13 protein-coding genes are annotated in these 17,829 nt (G+C 58.7%); 5 read left to right on the top strand and 8 right to left on the bottom strand.

Features of this window, described 5'->3' with window-relative positions; all coding sequences use genetic code 11:
- Positions 1 to 219 precede the first annotated feature (219 nt).
- Positions 220 to 1,239: an alcohol dehydrogenase gene (locus CRI94_RS08090; protein ID WP_098075164.1), complete on the top strand. Its 1,020-nt coding sequence runs from the start codon at positions 220 to 222 to the stop codon at positions 1,237 to 1,239.
- A 212-nt stretch (positions 1,240 to 1,451) separates the two neighbouring features.
- Positions 1,452 to 2,519: a phosphotransferase family protein gene (locus CRI94_RS08085; protein WP_098075163.1), complete on the top strand. Its 1,068-nt coding sequence runs from the start codon at positions 1,452 to 1,454 to the stop codon at positions 2,517 to 2,519.
- Between the two features lie 103 nt (positions 2,520 to 2,622).
- Here the strand turns inward: CRI94_RS08085 and CRI94_RS08080 are convergent, their stop codons facing one another.
- The gene (locus CRI94_RS08080; RefSeq protein WP_098075162.1) at positions 2,623 to 3,264 is read right to left on the bottom strand and encodes an OmpA/MotB family protein; all 642 of its coding nucleotides are present in this window, start codon (positions 3,262 to 3,264) and stop codon (positions 2,623 to 2,625) included.
- Between the two features lie 300 nt (positions 3,265 to 3,564).
- Between CRI94_RS08080 and CRI94_RS08075 the strand changes: the two genes are divergently transcribed.
- Entirely contained in the window at positions 3,565 to 3,879 is a 315-nt protein-coding gene (locus CRI94_RS08075) for a hypothetical protein (protein ID WP_098075161.1), read from the top strand.
- A 57-nt stretch (positions 3,880 to 3,936) separates the two neighbouring features.
- Here CRI94_RS08075 and CRI94_RS08070 read toward each other — a convergent pair whose 3' ends face one another.
- The gene (locus CRI94_RS08070; protein WP_098075160.1) at positions 3,937 to 4,761 is read right to left on the bottom strand and encodes a hypothetical protein; all 825 of its coding nucleotides are present in this window, start codon (positions 4,759 to 4,761) and stop codon (positions 3,937 to 3,939) included.
- Positions 4,762 to 4,890: 129 nt separating this feature from the next.
- On the opposite strand from CRI94_RS08070, the gene CRI94_RS17660 reads away from it, so the two are divergent.
- Positions 4,891 to 5,070, top strand: coding sequence for a hypothetical protein (locus tag CRI94_RS17660; protein WP_179862211.1), 180 nt, complete (start codon positions 4,891 to 4,893; stop codon positions 5,068 to 5,070).
- Between the two features lie 5 nt (positions 5,071 to 5,075).
- Here CRI94_RS17660 and aceA read toward each other — a convergent pair whose 3' ends face one another.
- The gene (gene aceA / locus CRI94_RS08065; protein WP_098075159.1) at positions 5,076 to 6,380 is read right to left on the bottom strand and encodes an isocitrate lyase; all 1,305 of its coding nucleotides are present in this window, start codon (positions 6,378 to 6,380) and stop codon (positions 5,076 to 5,078) included.
- A gap of 103 nt (positions 6,381 to 6,483) precedes the next feature.
- The gene (locus CRI94_RS08060) at positions 6,484 to 8,232 is read right to left on the bottom strand and encodes a malate synthase (RefSeq protein WP_179862210.1); all 1,749 of its coding nucleotides are present in this window, start codon (positions 8,230 to 8,232) and stop codon (positions 6,484 to 6,486) included.
- 437 nt (positions 8,233 to 8,669) lie between these two features.
- Between CRI94_RS08060 and CRI94_RS08055 the strand changes: the two genes are divergently transcribed.
- Positions 8,670 to 10,196 carry an XRE family transcriptional regulator gene (locus tag CRI94_RS08055; RefSeq protein WP_098075157.1) on the top strand — a complete coding sequence of 509 codons (1,527 nt, stop codon included), beginning with the start codon at positions 8,670 to 8,672 and terminating at the stop codon, positions 10,194 to 10,196.
- 103 nt (positions 10,197 to 10,299) lie between these two features.
- Here CRI94_RS08055 and CRI94_RS08050 read toward each other — a convergent pair whose 3' ends face one another.
- The 4 genes from CRI94_RS08050 to CRI94_RS08035 form a co-directional block, all read right to left on the bottom strand.
- Complete coding sequence (locus tag CRI94_RS08050; protein ID WP_098075156.1) at positions 10,300 to 11,016, bottom strand: S24 family peptidase; 717 nt, start codon at positions 11,014 to 11,016, stop codon at positions 10,300 to 10,302.
- A 365-nt stretch (positions 11,017 to 11,381) separates the two neighbouring features.
- Complete coding sequence (locus CRI94_RS08045) at positions 11,382 to 14,297, bottom strand: Npt1/Npt2 family nucleotide transporter (RefSeq protein ID WP_098075155.1); 2,916 nt, start codon at positions 14,295 to 14,297, stop codon at positions 11,382 to 11,384.
- A 118-nt stretch (positions 14,298 to 14,415) separates the two neighbouring features.
- On the bottom strand, positions 14,416 to 16,215 hold the full coding sequence (locus tag CRI94_RS08040) for a hypothetical protein (protein ID WP_098075154.1): 1,800 nt from the start codon (positions 16,213 to 16,215) through the stop codon (positions 14,416 to 14,418).
- Between the two features lie 62 nt (positions 16,216 to 16,277).
- On the bottom strand, positions 16,278 to 17,615 hold the full coding sequence (locus CRI94_RS08035) for a BamA/TamA family outer membrane protein (RefSeq protein WP_179862209.1): 1,338 nt from the start codon (positions 17,613 to 17,615) through the stop codon (positions 16,278 to 16,280).
- Positions 17,616 to 17,829 lie beyond the last annotated feature (214 nt).

The following is a 17,829-nucleotide window of genomic DNA, read 5'->3' as shown; positions in this document are numbered from 1 at the left end:
TGACGTGTGGAACGCCGAATTGGTGGAAGCAACATCCATTTATGCCTGAAAGTGCGCATGCTCCTTTGGACCCATCCGAGCAGTAGCTTCAGCGCGTCAGGATTCCATCACAGGATTCTGAACGAATCGAAACAAAGTGATACGAAAGGGACCGCCTCGCTCACATCTCGGTTCTCGCATACAACCGCGTTTATCATCAGCACATCTATGTAAAAGCTTATGGCCAAAATGAAAGCGGTACAGGTTCAAGAAGCCGGTGGTGATCTTCAGGTTGTCGAGCTCGACGTACCCGAGCCCGGTCCCGGCGAGGTACGCATCAACGTGAAGGCATGCGGCATCTGTCACAGTGACGCCTTCGTGAAGGAGGGCACGTTTCCCGGACTGGAGTATCCTCGCGTTCCGGGCCACGAAGTGACCGGCATTGTCGATGCCGTCGGCGACGGTGTCGAGATGTGGGCGGAAGGTGACCGCGTCGGCGTCGGCTGGCACGGTGGCCATGACTTCACCTGTCCGGCATGCCGCGATGGTGACTTCGTTAACTGCCAGAATGGAAAAGTCACAGGCATCTCGTTCGACGGCGGCTATGCCGAGTACATGTGTGCCCCGGCGGAAGCTGTCGCACGCATGCCCGACGATTTGAACTTCGATGAGGCGGCCCCCCTCCTGTGTGCGGGCATTACGACCTTCAACGCACTCCGCAACAGCGGTCTCACACCCGGCGCACGGGTGGCCGTTCAGGGCGTTGGTGGACTCGGGCACCTGGGAATCCAGTATGCCGCGAGCTTTGGCTGCGAAGTCATCGCCCTGTCGCGCGGCACCGACAAGAAAGATCTCGCGCACAAACTCGGTGCCCACCACTTCATCGACACGACGAGTGGAGACACGGCCGAGCAGCTTCAGGCCCTCGGGGGAGCCGATGTCATTCTCGCCACGGCGCCCAGCTCGCAGGCGATTACAGACGTTGCTGACGGACTCGCGCGCGACGGCAAACTGATGGTGGTCGCCGCAACGGCAGATCCGATCGAGATATCCCCCATGCAACTGATCATGGGTCGAAAATCGATCCAGGGCTGGCCATCGGGCTCCGCGGACGACTCGGAGGATACGCTCGACTTTAGCGCGCTGAACGACGTGGCCCCGATGATCGAGACGTTTCCTCTCACAGAGGCAGCCGAAGCATACGATCGAATGATCAATAACGAGGCCCGATTCCGCGTCGTGCTCGTTCCGGAAGGCTAACGAGGACAGGCGTTTGTACAGAGCGCCCCATGCATGACGGTCGATACCGACACAAGGGAACCGGTCGTCATGGATGGGGCGCCTTCGTTTTTATACGTAAACGCCTTCTTTCATGAGCCCGAGTTCACCTCACCGGAACGATTGGCACTTTCGTCGGAGAACCCTATCATTGACGTGTGACCGCTCCCCCTCCATTGACCAACAAATCTCCCGTGCCGGACCCTTCTGAACAGATCATCGACGTGCGTGAGGACGAGTCCTTCGACATTCACGCTGTCGCCGAATTTCTGAACGATCGTCTGGAGATAACCAGTGGCATTCCGACCGTTCGTCAGTTTGGTGGGGGAAAAGCCAACCTAACGTACTTGCTCGATTACGGCGAAAACGAGCTCGTCCTCCGGCGTCCGCCGCTCGGCCCTGTTGCGGAGAATGCTCACGACATGCACCGCGAGTACTCGGTGCTCTCAAAGCTTCACCAGGCATACGACCTGGCCCCCGAGGCTCTGGTTTACTGCGGCGACCCATCCCTCATCGGGTCGGAATTCTTCGTCATGGAGCGACGTCAAGGCGTGGTCGTCCGCGATACGATGCCGGATGCGTATCGTAACCTTGATGACGCGCCGCAGCGAATGTCCCACGCGCTAATCGACGCACTCGCTGATCTCCATGCGGTCGACTACGAGTCCATCGGGCTGGAAGATCTGGGGCGACCGGACGGGTTCATCGACCGACAGATCGAAGGCTGGTACGAGCGCTGGAATGCGGCGAAAGACGAGAATGTCGGATCGATGAACGAGGTGTATGATTGGCTCTGCGAGAATCGACCAGACTCCAACCGGGCGTCCCTTGTCCACAACGACTACAAGCTCGACAACCTGATGCTGACCCCGAACGACCCCGGCACTCCCGTGGCCGTGTTCGACTGGGACATGTGCACCCTGGGCGATCCGCTAAGCGACCTTGGAGCACTTCTCACCTACTGGATCCAGCCCACGGACCCGGCTCCGTTTCAAAAGTTTGCGACGATGCCCGTAGACGAGCGATTTCCCTCCCGGTCCGAACTCGTACGCCGCTACGCATCTCGCAGCGGCCGAGACGTGAGCAACATTCGGTTCTACCATGCACTCGGCCTCTTCCGCCTCACCGTGATCGTCGCACAAATCTACATACGGTACAAACGCGGACAGACCAAGGATGAGCGGTTCGCCGCGCTCGGCCCGATGATCCGCATCACTGCTCAGGCCGCCCGAGAGGTTGCCGAAGGCAACTGGGAGGCCTGACAGATAACGGACTCGGATGAAGCGAACGGGCGTTCTGCTTTCCGCCGGTGGTTGATTTCATCACCGGGACCATCAAACAACGACAGCATTCCGGGGGGACGATCTAAAATCCCTTTCGCGCATTTCCGCGGCGGTCCTGCATACGGGGACCGCTTATGCTCTCCGTCGCGTCAACAGCATCTGGGTCGTCACCAGGCAGCACGGCGATCCGCACCCGACGATTCTGACGTCGACCGTCGGCGGTCTCATTGGTCGCGAGGGGTTGATACGGGCCAAAGCCGACAACTTCGAAGCGCTCCGGCGAAAGATTGTGGGTCCACTGTAGATGCCGAACCACAGCCGCGGCACGACCCGCCGACAATTCCCAATTGCTCGGAAATTTAGACTTGAGCTTATCGCCAATGGGTTGATCGTCGGTGTACCCCTCAACACGGACCACACGATTCGGGTACTCTCGCTTCAGGGTTGCAGCAACGCTTTTTAACTTTTCCACGCCCTCCGATGTCAACTGCGCGCTGCCACTTTCGAAGTACAGATCTGTAGACAGCACTTCGACGGTTTCCCCTCTGCGCATCACGCCGGAGTTCGCCCGACGCCGGGCATCAATCAGATCCTGGCGAAGCGCAGCATTCTCCTCCTCCAAGCGTTCGACCTCGGATGACACATCGGTTTGAGCCCCGTACTGGCTCGTGGACTGAGTGCCGGAGCATCCTACCCAGACACCGGCAAAAACGAATAGAAGCACCGGGAGGCGTAGTGCGGTGAACGAGCGGAGATGACAGCAAGAAACAGTCACGATGCGGCGCGGAAGATGAAACGGGTGAATGGGGGCGTAGAAAACGAGTACAGAACCCGCGTTCAGACGCACGTATTAATATGAGCCGATATCATCTCCGGATCAACCCCTCATACAGATTGAAACGGTCTCCACACAGACCACGATTGATCGCCACCTCCAGGCAACTTCGTACAAAACTCCGGCGTACCGTTTGCACGGATATTCCATGCCGTTCGCCGGACCCCCACGCCACCATTCTGCTGTCCTATGCCTAGACCGATCAGTGCCGGCGATCTTTTTCAGGACCATCTCGGTTCCTTGATGCTCTCGACCGGGTTCATCGGACTCTTCATCATCAGCGTCCCGATCATCAAGATTTTCGCGGTCTCAGACGAGAGCGAGGCCCTTCTCTTCGCCCTTCTCTTCCTCTTTTGTCACGTCGCGAACTGGCCGATGCTACAACTGCGCTGGACCCTGTGGTGGCGCGGTTTGCTCACGCCATACGCCGCCTGGTGTCTGACAGCCCTTCTCCTCGGCTCATTCGGTATTCCGCTGATCCTGCTCGCTGATCTGCTGCACTAATCGATCGTCTACGACGGTACGCGCTCGCTTAAAAAAGCGCCGCGACGGTCGGCCAGTTCAGCTCTGCCAACTGTCGCGGTCGTCCCAGCGGTCCTCTTCGTAATCCTCGTCGCGGTCGCGCTGGCGTTCGCGTCGGTCCTCGTCTTCTTCCCGACGCCGCTCACGTCTCTCTTCGCGACGTTCACGACGCTCTTCTCGCCACTCGCGCTCACGTTCGAAGCGGTCGTCGTCATCGTAGCGGTCGTCGTAGCGATCATGGTACCGTCGGTCACGCTGTCGGTCGCGATGCAGACGATCAGGCTCGTAGACCCAGACATCGTCGATGCGGCGATCACCATTGTGATCAATAAGCTCGGCAAGCGGAAAACCTTCCTGGCTCACCTGTAGCACCCACCCTCGACGACCATACGGTACCCACCGCGCAACGGGATCGCCACGGTACCCAGACCGCTGCCCCCAGTCGAGCACGTTGCGATACAGTTCGATGCCGAGGACATCGACAATGATATCCGCGCGAAAGACGACACGCGGACGCACGACCATTCGCGGTCGCTTCCGCACGACCACAACCCGGCTCGGCTGATACGGGCGCCAGGCGTGCCGGGCCTCCGGACGAACGAATCCTTTCTCGATGCACCAACGCCAGCCGTGCACGGGATGCCCCTGGCGATTGCGACAGAAAGGAGGCGCATCTTTTCGAACAGCGCGCCGGGGTTCATATCCCTTCTGAGCATACGGTCGAGGCGACCACCATTCCGCCGTACCAGGTCGCCCGGACGTCGGGCCGCGCCCACGCCCCTGAGCGGATGCGACATAGGGTTCGGCGATCAATAGAGCTCCAAGCGCGAGAAGTAGCCAGGCAAAGCGCGTCGATACGGTCATGAATTTGATCCTACTACGAAACGGGGACGGTAGCATCACTCTGTGGGACCGAGCGTGCACTTCTTCAGCCGCTCATGACTGCAGGAAAGTAACACTCACTTGTGATATATCGGCCACCCGCCGTTTCCCGTGTCGATCAGGTCGTACAGGCGCCTTCTTTCTGAGGCGGACATGCTCGACCCCGAGTGGACGCCGGCATTGTGCGTACGCCCAGATCCTGATGGCCGTAACAACCCGCTGTACAAAAAAGAGCGACAGGCCCGAAGCCTGCCGCTCTACGACCGCTCATCGATGGTGAGTGAGGGGTAGATCGATCACGCGAACTGTGCAGACTCGGTCGAGCCCTCCATCGCCCCTGTCGACGACGTGCCATCCGTGATCACGTTTTTGACCTCGTCGAAGTACCCAGTGCCGACCTCGCGCTGGTGCTTCGTCGCAGTGTAGCCCCGTTCCTCCGCATCAAACTCCGCCTGCTGCAACTCGGAATACGCGGCCATGCCTCGGTCACGATATCCCTCTGCGAGGTTGAACATGCTGAAGTTCAAGGAATGGAAACCGGCCAGCGTGACGAACTGGAACTTGTATCCCATTTCGCCAATCTCGCGCTGGAATGCGGCGATCTCGTCGTCGTTGAGATGGGCGCGCCAGTTGAATGATGGCGAGCAGTTGTACGCCAGCATCTTATTCGGGTACTCTTTGTGAATCGCCTCTGCAAACGTCTTCGCCTCCTCGAGATTCGGTTTGGAGGTTTCAAACCACAGTAGATCAGCATACGGCGCATAGCTCAGGCTCCGGTTGATCGCCAGGTCCAGACCCGCATTCACCCGATAGAAACCTTCGCTCGTCCGGTCCTTGCTCTTAATAAACGTGCGATCACGCGGGTCGACGTCGCTGGTCAAAAGCTGAGCAGAGTCCGCATCCGTCCGGGCAATGAGGAGCGTCGGCACATCCATCACATCCGCCGCAAGGCGGGCCGCGATGAGCACCTGCTCGAACTGCTGTGTCGGGACGAGAACTTTGCCGCCGAGGTGTCCACACTTCTTCTCTGCCGCGAGCTGATCCTCGAAGTGCACGCCAGCAGCGCCCGCTTCAATCATGGACTTCATCAACTCGAAGGCGTGGAGCACCCCTCCATGACCGGCTTCCGCATCCGCAACGATCGGCGCCATCCAATACGTAGAGTCGTCCCCTTCCGCGTGATGCAGCTCGTCGGCCCGCTTCAACGTATTGTTGATCCGCCGGATCACGTCAGGAACGCTGTTCGAGGCGTACAGACTCTGATCCGGATACATCTGGCGACTCAGGTTCGCGTCCGCGGCCACCTGCCACCCACTCAGGTAGATGGCCTTAAGACCGGCTTTGACCTGTTGCATCGCCTGATTCCCGGTCAGGGCCCCGAGCGCGTTGACGTATTCCTCATCGTGGAGGAGTTGCCATAGGCGCGCTGCACCCATTTCGGCCAGTGTATGCTTGATGTTAAACGATCCGCGCAGACGGACGACGTCCGCTGCGTCGTACGGGCGCTTGATCCCCTCCCATCGCGGATCATTTGCCCACTTTTCCTTCAGTGCGTCAATTTGTTCTTCCGTCGTGGGGGTGCCATTCGCTTGTACGTCCATCGGGATACCCTCTGATTATGGTTGAGACCGATCCGCTGAAAATGGCCCCGTCCCGCCTCGGTCCGGACGGAACGGGACGCAGGGACCGCTGCAGAACGTAGCGTCAGCAGCCAGAGTGTTTGAGCAGATGCTCCTTGTGCTCGTCCACGCCGAAAAGCTCGGACTCGCAGGCGAGGAAGGGTCGCATCGCGTCTTCCGTAAAGATGCGCTCCGCGTCCTTCGCTGCCTTCCGAAATCGCTGAACATGGGTTTCGACGGCATCCTCCCCGTAAGAGGCAAAAAAATCGCGCGCCTCTGCCTCGATCTTTTCGAGCTCCTCCTCAAAGATTCGGTGGATGAGTTCTTTCGTGACCTCGGTCCCATCGTCCAGGGTCACGCTGTGATGGAGCCACTGCCACGTCTGCGCGCGCGAGATCTCAAACGTCGCGAGGTCTTCCATTCGGTTGTCCCACGCCACAGCGCCGATATCCGAATTCCAGCCCTTCATGTAGCCAATGGAAACGCGAACGTTGACCCGAATTCCGTCCACGGTCTTCGGCCCGACGCCGCCTTTTGGTAGAAGATCGGGCTGCTCGGGGATATCTGGAATGACGTCTAGCTGATTCTTCTTGCCCTCAGCATCGAGCTTTTCCTTGAAGGGCTTCATCGCTGGGCCGATGAAGTAGGGATGGGAGACCCAGCATCCATCGTGTCCAATGGACGCTTCAAATTTTTTGTCGTCCACCACGCCCGCAATTTGCTTTTCGCGCAGGTCTTCCGTTTTCCCTGGCGTCTGAGGCGCCATGCCCCCCATGCCGAACGCTCCGTGTTTGTGGCAGACTCGAATGAGTTGCTTGACGTACATCTCCATCCACGGACGCTGGATGTTGATCCAGTTGCGGTCGGCAAGCACGCGGTCATCGTGCTCCCGCAGTACCTTGATATCACTGAAGATCTTGTCCCAGCGACCACCGTTGAGCCCGGCCGCGTGATCCCGGTATTCGTACAGGATCTCTTCCATCTGGAAGGCGGCCGGCAGCGTTTCAATTAAGAACGTGGCCTTGAATGTCTTTTCCGGGATGCCGAGTGCCTTCTGCACACCGACGAAGAGCTTATTGAACCAGCGCGCCTCCAGATAATGCTCGACCTTCGGCACGTAATATTTCGGCGTCTTCCCCTGATTCATGAGCGCTTGAGCCGTGTGATAGGCAACAGCGGCCAGGTCAAGTAGACCGCCGGAGACCGGCTCCCCATCCACGTGGACGTTTGATTCGTCGAGGTGGAGGCCGCGAATTCGAACCATCAGGAGCGGCATGTCATCCGGGTCGAGATTGTAATCCTTCGCGGGACGGCCGTTGGTCGCGGACTGCGTGTACGAAAGCGTCCCTTCTGCCGCTTCCTTCACATTGCGGATTCCGGCAAGCACATTCGTCCAGGCCGGCTTCATCGAGTCCTCGAAGTCAAGCATCGCCGCATCAGCCATCGACCCGTCCTCGTTCCGGCTGAGCATGTTGATGACCATCTTCGCGTTGTTGACCGGCCCGGTGATCTCGACCCGTCGCTGCAGGATGTCATCAGGAAGAGGTGCGACCTGCCAGTCTCCGTGAGCGTCCGGATGTTCGTCCGCAGGCAGATACCCTGGCAGTGCCCCTTCGTCGTAGCGCTTCTGCTGCGCCTTTCGAGCCTTCAGCAGGTTCATCCGTTCGGAATTCAGCGCTCGATGCAGAGAGGCTATGATCGACAGCAGTTCCTCCGGGAAAAGCTGCTTCGCCTCGTCGGTCCACGCCTTTGCGTTGATTTCTACGCCGTCAGCGACGGAGGTCCAGTCGACGTTCGATGTGTACGCCGCAGCGTCGGATGTTGAGATTGCCATGTCGTACCTGCTTTGGATAGAAAAAGGGCGGCGAAAGGGCCCGGGAGTGCGCCCATGTGCCAGCAGACATTCACCCGGAACCGCTTCCATTCCGAATAGGCGTCGCTGACGCGGGGTGTCCCGGCAGACTTGATGGTATGCAAATACTACGTGAAGGCCGCGTGGCTGTCAAGCGAAATTTCGCTGCTGATATAATTTCGTTGGCTGAAGCTGTTTCTTCACATTCGCTTCATTTAATTTCGCTCACAGCGAACGATTTTGGCTCCATATAGATATGAAGGCGCACAAGGCCTGAGATATGGGTTGCCGGTGCATGTAGGCTCGTATGCCCGCCGATTTATCGCATGCGCTTCCCGCTCCACCGAGGTGATCCATTCGTACCGCTCGGGACTCGCCCCTTCTCTCCCCCCTCTTTTCCCTCGCACTTTCTCTCTCGCATGGCTGTCAGTAGTGAGAATCTCCGCTTCATCCTCGGCCTGAAGCTCCGCACGCTTCGACAGGATCGTGGCGCATCCCTCAAGGAAATCGCCGAGGATTCCGGCCTCAGCATTTCCTATCTCAGCGAGATCGAGAAGGGCAAAAAGTATCCGAAACCGGATAAGATCATCGATCTGGCAGATGCGCTCGGGGTCACGTACGACGATTTGGTATCGATGCACGTGACGGATGAACTCGACCCAATCAAAGAGGTGTTTTCCTCCACGTTCATACAGGAATTCCCCTTCGATGTCTTCGGACTTGAGCCTCAGGACGTGTTTGCCCTCGTCTCGGATCGGCCGTCACGAGCGGGCGCCCTGATCCGGACCTTCCTGGAGATCGGGCGGACGTACGACATGCAGGTGGAGCACTTCCTCTTCGCGGCCCTGCGGTCGTATCAGCAGCTACACGGCAACTACTTCGAGGAACTCGAGGAATTGGCGCAAGACTACCGGCGAACCAAGGAGTGGGCGCCCGGCACGTCGATCCCGCACGAAGCCCTGTATGCGGTGCTGGTGGACGAGTATGGTTACGATATCGATCTGGAGACGCTTCCGGATCATCCCGAGCTATCAGACTTTCGGTCCGTTTTCGTCGAGGGCGACCAGCCGACGCTTCTGCTGAACGGGGATTTGATGGACATCCAGCGGGCGTTCATTTATGCGCGGGAGATCGGGTACTGCATCATGGATGTCGAGGAGCGCGCGCGAACGTCATCGTGGCTAAAGGTCGAAAGCTACGAACAGGTGCTGAATAACTTTCGCGCCTCGTATTTCGCAGGCGCTCTCCTCATCGATCGGGACCCGCTACTGGATCACCTGAAGAGCATATTTTCGACTTCCACCTGGGATCCAGATGCGCTTCGAACATGCATGGCCCGGTTCGACGCAACGCCGGAGATGTTTTACTATCGGCTCACCGAACTCGTGCCTCGCTTCTTCGGCCTCGAAGACATCTTCTTTATGCGGTTCCACCACGAGGCCGGGTCGTCGGACTTCAAGCTGACGAAGCTGCTGAATATGTCGCAGGTCCCGGTGCCGCACGGCATTGGCCTTCGCGAGCACTACTGTCGTCGCTGGCCGGCGATGCGCCTTCTTCATCGCCTCTCTGGCGAACAGCACAATGGTACGACCAGCATGCAGCCGAGCGTGGAGCCCCGGATTCGAGCACAGCGGTCGTATTACCTGAACGACGATGCAGAATTCTTTGTGCTCTCGTCTGCGCGGCCGCTCGCTCTTCAGCCCACGACGAACTCGTGTGTCTCGCTGGGCTTTCTGATCAATGACGACTTCAAACGACACGTCCGCTTTTGGAACGACGACGACATCCCACAGCTTGATGTGAACCTGACGTGCGAGCGGTGCCCACTCACACCGGCTGAATGTGGCGATCGCGTCGCGTCACCGACACTCCACGAAGCCGACCAGTCTCAGCGGCGGCGCGAAGAGGCTCTGGCCGAACTTACGGAGGCGGTTCGTAACGCATAACCAGAAAGCACGTTTACCGTGCAAGCGGCGGTGGGGCTTCCTATACGAAATGCGTACTCCTCGAGCGGACCGATTATTCGATTGTAGCGAGAACAACTCGGCGCTAGTACCTCTTCACTCGCGCCCAAACCCGTCCGAGGATTTCGATGTCAACCTCTGCATCATCCGTTTGGATCTGGTACGACTCGTACTTTGCGTTTGCAGGAACGACCTGAACGATGCGTTTTGGCTTGCGCATGAGGCGTTTGATCTGAATGCTTTCCTCCAGGCGGTAAAGATACACGCCGTCTCCCGGAATAAACTGATAATCTGGCGTGGATACGGATTGGATGATCAGACGGTCACCCGACCGAAACTCTGGATCCATGGAGTCCCCTTCCACAGGAATAACGAACAGGTCGTCTCCGGTGACATCCGTATCGTTCACCTCGGCCGGGTCGACGTGATACCGCCCCTTCTCCATTCGTTCTGCGACATACGTCCCGTTCCGACGAACAACTTCAATGCTGCAGAACGTGAGGGACAGATTATGCTGATCGGCGTCAGGGTCCGAGTACGGTGAGCCAGGCTCTAAAAACTCAATATCCTGTTCTCGGAGAAAGTCTTTCACGTCGACGAGCAGTTCAGAGTCAATCTTGATCGTCTTCCCCTTGAGGATCCGATCTAGTTTACTACGTCCTGCATCGTCGTACCCCAGCGAAGTCGCCATACGGCGAACGTTGCCACCGAAGTGCTCATCGCAAACGTGATTGAGCCACGTGCGCGTCTCTTCGCGAACCTCGGCAATTGGACGGGGCGGTTTGTGCGTTGATACTGGCATAAATCAACACAGGGCTAAATAATGTTCTTACAAATTTTTACCGTAGCCATAATCACGCTACGAGGTCCGAGATGACACATCGTCTCCGTGGTCTCGGATATTGATTTCATACTCACGCTGCAGGAAAATGTTATCATTGCACTCATCGACAAGATTGACGATGTCGATCGATGTCAGCGTTCCTACATCTGCGTACACGAATATACGGTCACAGACGGGAGACGAGCAATATGCCGATGAATATAAAGGGTACTCGGCCTCCTACTCACGGCATCCTTACCCCAAGGAACTCCGTTTTATTTATCAGAGATGATCGGCCAAATTACCCTGTCAATCGACCGATTAAGATTTCGCTCCGTGGATCGTCACGAAGCATCCGACATACCCTCGGACGTCGGAGCGCGCCGCTGCGGGATACCATCGACGCCGTCAGTTGACTCATCCTGCCCGAAAAACCCGGATGTACGTCCTTGGACGCTCTGACTCACGCCTCGATCGGGTGGAGACATGTCCCCGCGGTCCGACGACTCAGACCCCTCTAGTCTCGGATTGTCGACCTCTTGAAGAAAGGCGCGTGCATCGGAGGGAGTCCGAAGGTTCAGGTCGAAAAATCGTTGGCCATATTCCAATGCCTTCCTTCCCTCCGGATCGTCGAGCAACGGCAGCAAGATTCGGCTCGTGGAGTAGTCCACCAGGTTATCGACGAACTCGATGGCACTTGAGCGGAGCGTCCGGTCGTCACTCGTAAGCCCGAGATACGCGTCGTACACGTCCCGCTGATCGTACTGCAGTCCAAGGAGACGGAAGATACGCTCTAAGCTCCGCTCCCGCGCCCCTCGGACATCCGACAGTTCGACATCTCCCACCGCGTCGCGGTCCGTCCGAAGCATCATGTGGACGACCTGTCCGAGGGCTGCATAGTACCGTATTTCGCTACGAATCGCCTCCGCGATGTCGTCGAACGCGAACGAGTCGTACCCGGACGCGTGAAGCCGACTGAGGGCACGGACAATGGCGTGTTGAACTGGAATCGGTACATCACGGAGAGCGGTGACAAGAACCGTCACCGCCAGGTTGTTATGGAGCTCGGTCAAAATGCGCGGGACCTGTACGCGAACATCTAAATTGACGCGGTCGTCAACCATCACATCGTAGAGTGTACCCAGCACCCGCTCACCAAAACGAGACAACGCCTCACGGGCGACGCCTTCAAAACGTTCTTCTTTCAAACGCACCAACAGCGGATACACGAAGGCTCTCTCTTCGCTGCGTCCAGCGGCACGAATCGCGGCCTCAACCACCTGATCGGAATCATCGAACAGAAGGGAGTGCAACATTTCAATGCGATACGACCGATTGAGAACACCAAGGATGCGAGCCACATGAGTACGGGCGTCCTCGCCGGCCTCTCCTGGGACATCGAGGAGCTGCCGGAGCGTCGCCTCGGTAATGAGACGATACGCGTCCGGCCCGCCCTCTTCCGCAATCAGCCCAACGGCCGCCGCGCGGATACGTACGTCATCGTGCGCCAGCGCCTCCTGCAACCGGTCAATACGCTCACCGCTCTGACAGTACAGGTACCGCGCCGCCTCCAACTGAACGTCTGGGTTGGGGTCCGTCAGCGCCTCCACAACCTCCGACCCCAGCCCCTCGATCGTACGCACCCGTAAGACGCGAATGGCCTGCTCCCGCACCGTCGGCGAATAGTGATCGAGCAGGCACACGAGCGCGTCAATCGGAACGGTTTCGTCGCCATGCTCCAGCTGGTCCAGCGCAGCGAGCGTCTCGCGTTCGTTGCGGCTGCAGAGAGACTCGAGCAATTCATCGAGTGTCTCCGATACGGGCGTCGCCTCATCAGAAGACTCTGTGTCCTCCTGCGCACGGAGACGTTTACGAAACTCGTGGATGTACGTGCGGCGGGCGAGGTATGCCAGCACGCCCCAACCCGCAAGAAGGAACCCGACGACCCATCCGAGCTCAGACACGGAGAAGCTTAGAACGGTCGTAAGGAGAAGGAGTAGTGCACCCGCCACCCCCTGTGCACCCTGATCCACAAACAGGTCGACAAACACCTTCACCTGCTTCTTCTTCTCCAGTGACACCGGCACAAATAAAAGCTCTCGCCCCGTCTTGTCGATGGAGTGCTTGAGCGTCTGGTCCGCCCCTCGAATCAGCACACCAGCGACCAGCCCCGGAACGAGGATCATCGCCACGGTTCCACCCGCGAGGGCAATCGGCAGAATAGACAGAGCTCCCCCAATGCCGAGAATGCGAATAAATCGCGGAGCGATGAAGAACTGTACGACGAGAGCTACGAGACTCACGCGCCCATAGAATCGTCCCATGAACGAGGTTAGTGCATCTTCAGACGCGAACGCCTGCGCTGCGACGGTTTTGAACTGAAAATCCACCACGGTCGACGTGATCACCATGACAGCGATCACTCCGACGATCAACTGGAGGTGGCGCGAACTGCGGATGATCGACCACGCCTTCCAACTGCCGGACATTTGGGCGGACAGGCGCGACGAGGCCTCATGCTTCTCGGCTGTCTCAGTCGGATCCTCATCCTCAACCGGAGACGCATCTGTGTCGTCGGCGTGCGCGTCGGCCGATGCCTCATCGCCAGAGAACGGAACCTCCTCATTTGATCCCGCGACCTGTACAGCTCCCCCGCGCGCCTGGTGCTGCTGTCGAATCCATCGGCTCATAGCGACGGAGCCAACGAGCATAGCAGCCGCAATGAACAGCAGTGCGTGACTATCGATGCCGGCCGTACGGACCAGCAGCCCCGTCGCTTCCCCACCGACAATAGCTCCCAGAATCGCGCCCGCGCTGAGTACGGTAAAAACTCGTTTCGCCTGCGAGGCCCCGAAGATGGCGTTGGCCAGAAGCCAGAACTGCGAGGTAACCAGTAAACTGAAAATGCTGACCCAGGCATACAGAATGTACGGCGCCCAGGCCGTCTCGAGCGCGACCAACCAGTAGAGACCGACAAGATTCGCTGCCAGAAACAGCGTTACCCCGTCAATCAGTCGCCCAACCCGCATCGATTGACCAAGCCGCGTGTGCAAAATGACGACTGGGACGACCATGACGGTCGTCAAAATAAAAACGTACGGAAGCTCCGCCGGCCCTCGGTCCGCGAGAAACAGACTGTCCCGCACGGGCTTGAGCAAATAGAGGATGACGAGCAACAGAAAATGATACGCTGCCATTAACAGCGCCATTTTCCGCTCCCCTTTTTGCAAACCGAGAAGTGAGGCGAGGAGACGAGCCATAATGGCGGTAATGAATCAGACGGCTGGAGTCAAAAACCCCGTAGAGAAAACTAAAACGGTTTACACGAGCCAAAAGGTTTCTCCGACGTCAGCCCGACCTGAACACCACCTGTTGGCGTTACTTTCGACGCAGCCCCACAACCCGGGGCGCGTGCGGATCAATATCGTCGCGGCTGAACACGGATGCGACATCGAGTGGACGCGTTGGCGTGGCAGGAAGGTAGACGAACACTTGCACTTCCGACGGACGCAGCACGTCGTCCCCTGACCGGTATTCTGGTGCAAGATCGACCCTTACGACGCGATGATCTGGATTGGTGAGGTTTTGCTCATCCAGCCATTCATTGATCGTTTTCTCCCCAACTCGGAGTCCAACCGATCGCTCGCTGACCATCCCATGATCGAGCTTCGTCCCGTCATGCCGGATCGTGTACCGGTAGGCCACGGCATCGGCCATCTCCATTCCCCGCTCGACGGCCAGGTCGTCGAATGCTAGCCGGAGTGCAGAGCCGGAGTCTTGCGACACGCGGAATCGATCGAGGGGCGCAATGCGGCGAAACCAGTACCGCCCGGTCTTGTCGCGCCGCTCCTGGAGAACACGCAGGAGGTACGCCTCCGCTTCCGGATTCGACATCTCGGCCGTTTGCACGATGGCGGCAAGGTCGTCATCGGAGAACGCGGTGACGATTTTCGAGCCCCAGAACGCGTCCCGGCGTGTCAGCTTTTCGAAGGCGGGATTCGGATACGTGGGTACCCACTCGTCCGGGCGAAAAACATCGGAGCGCCAGTATCCAACGGACGGAAACGCGGCCGAAGGATCGTATTCCCACCAGGGGAACCGAAACAACCCGAAACTGACGAGCGCCTGCGGAATGAGCCGATGATCGATCATGTACGCCTGTCCGTGGATCGGTCGGTGCGGCGAGCCCGTGTTCGCCCCGAGCGTCGAACTCATATCCTGCACGTAGTGCTTGATGTATCGCTCGTCGGTGTACACGGCGAGCGTGTTGGCAGCACGGCGATCCGTGTCATTTAGCCAGGCACTGATCACGCGAAGCCCCCGCAGTTCGCGGCGGTCCTGATGGCGCACGCGGTCGTTGGGATCGTCGTCGCGCCGACCGCGAAAATTCCACGGCCCCAGCACGTGGCCGTCCACGAACCGGCTCGCCATAACACGTACTTTGCCGTCATCGCGGCGTGGCTGTCCCTCAAGCACGGAGGTGACGTCGTCGGGGCGCATGGGCCGACGATCGTTTCCGTCCTGCACGGTCGCCCCTTCGCCAATCTCGATCTGCTCCGGATGCACATGCGCAATTGTATTTTCTGGGACATGATATCCGGCCGCATGCAAGATTTTCGTCGAAATGACCTCCGCTGACGAAGCAAGCTCGGGATAGGACGGCTTGTCAAACTTGAGCAGGTAGCGCACCCCGCGCGCGTCCTGGATAAAAAAGCCGGATGCCGCCCCGACCGACTTTCCCCTCCAGATCGTCCATGTCCCACTCGTATCGGGTCCAGCCTCCGTACGACCATCTGTGTTCGGCCCGATCGCCAATTCCTCGGCTGTCATCGGACGATAATAGTGCCGAGGCGTCCACCAGCTCGACCGCGGCGGCTCATCGAACGCATTCACGTTATCGGCTTGCGTCTCCCCATCGCCAATCCCGACGAGTGCGCCGGCTTTCCGACCTGTCCACGCCAGGTTCAGCGGCTTCTTCAGCTGATGGAAAACCGTCAGATCGACGCGATCCCAGTAGAAGTTTTGCTCGATCTCGCGCGGCTCCGGAATCGGCTCGCGGTCCGGATCTTCCGTTTTTAGGGCGCCGAGCGTGTACGGACGCGACGAACTACATCCGCTCGCAAAAACGGCAAACGCAATGAGGAGAAACGCCAGTTTGGCTCGAGACAAAAGCTTCATTCGACAGATAAACGCGATGTGCGATCGGTAGAATACGGGGAGGAGACCCATCTTCTCCTCTTTTAAAAGGTCTTATTAACGGTGAGAATAGCGCGTACGCCTTCCTCTCCCGTGGCTACGTCGAGACGAAACGCAAGGTCGCCCCCCCGAAGAACGCGAACGCCTGCTCCGTACCCGACGTGAAATCGATCGAGCGCGATCATCTCGAACTCGTTGAACACCTGTCCAGCATCCACGAAGACCACCGCATCCATCCGATTCCAGATGGGATAGTGGTATTCTGCGTTGGCCACGATCGCGCCCTCCTCCACGAACCGGTCGAAGACGAGGCTCCGAACGGTGGACTGGCCTCCAATTCCCGGTAATCGAAAAAACGGCACGGCTGCTCCCCCGCGAACCGGTTCGACCTTGTCGAGACGAAGTCTCAGCGCGAGGCGACGCGTAGGGGGTAGCACGACCAGTGGAACGTATTGCTGCACCTCGGCTGCATATCGGACGTAGCGAAAGGTGCTACCATTCAGATCATTCGTTAGCTCACCCTCCACCGTAAACCGTGTCCCGCGGACGGTGCGCGCTTCCGTCCGCCCGGTGAAGTCGACACTCCACGAGGTCCGGGCCGACAGGAGGTTCGTGATTCGATCGAGTCCGGGAAGCGTCGTCGGAAGTCTCGCACCAAGCTCTCCGTCGGCAGCTTTGTTCTGGGAGCGTGTGTATGCGAACTGAATGTCGCCCGAAAGTTTGTTGATCGGCTGCAGTCCCAGCGTGATGCGAGAGGCAAACTGCCGGGTGAAGTAGCGCGTCTCATCCTTCTTATCCGCGCGATTTCCACGCAGAAAGTAGCGGCGCTCCGGATGTGTAAAAAAGTCTGCGCTGAACGACAGGTCCGTGCGCGAACCGAGCGCTGACCCGAGTCCATAGTCTAGCTGCACCTCGTAGCGGCTTCTTGAGCCGTAAAGCGCAGAGACCCGCGCGTCATGTCCAACGCCCCACAGGTTCTGGTCGAAAAGGGCGACACCACCCTGAATGCCAACCGGTCCTCCCAGTTCAACGATTGGTAGCGCCCCCCGAACGGGCAGTCTCGGCTCGAACAGGGTCGGGAACTCACGTTCGAGGTACTTCACGCCCCATCCCAGCGGGCGCGTGACCCCGTAAAGCGCGTACGATGGCGCCGAGAGCAAATGCACCCAGATGCTTCGGTTGGTACGATACGGAACCGCGTTAGGGTGAGGATCGACGTCCGACGTGTCGGCATCCACGAACGCATAGGAAACGGTGGGGGACGGGCCAGCCCGAGCCCCGGGCTCGTCGTGCGCTGCAACGTCCGACACCGGTACGGTGATCAGGATGAACGCCACCACGAGTGCCCACCCCAGACGTGGGATCCGGCGCCTGCGCTCCACGGGCACGAGCTCATTGCACGATGAACACGCCGCGGCTGGAAGTGGTCGCGCAGGATCGATATCTGGATGCACAGGGAAAAACGAGACAAGTGTCGGAGAAACCGGGAACGGTCGGTATCTGCATCGGTGCGTACAGCCGAAGTTCCCGACGTTACAACGTTGGCTCCATGTAGAACTTGGCGTTGAGACGCTGGAATCTCGCTACGAACGAAGA

The sequence above is a fragment of the Longibacter salinarum genome, from assembly GCF_002554795.1.
Lineage (GTDB): Bacteria > Bacteroidota > Rhodothermia > Rhodothermales > Salinibacteraceae > Longibacter > Longibacter salinarum.
Note: the sequence above shows the minus strand (reverse complement) of the source record. Positions and strands in the feature narration are given on the sequence as shown.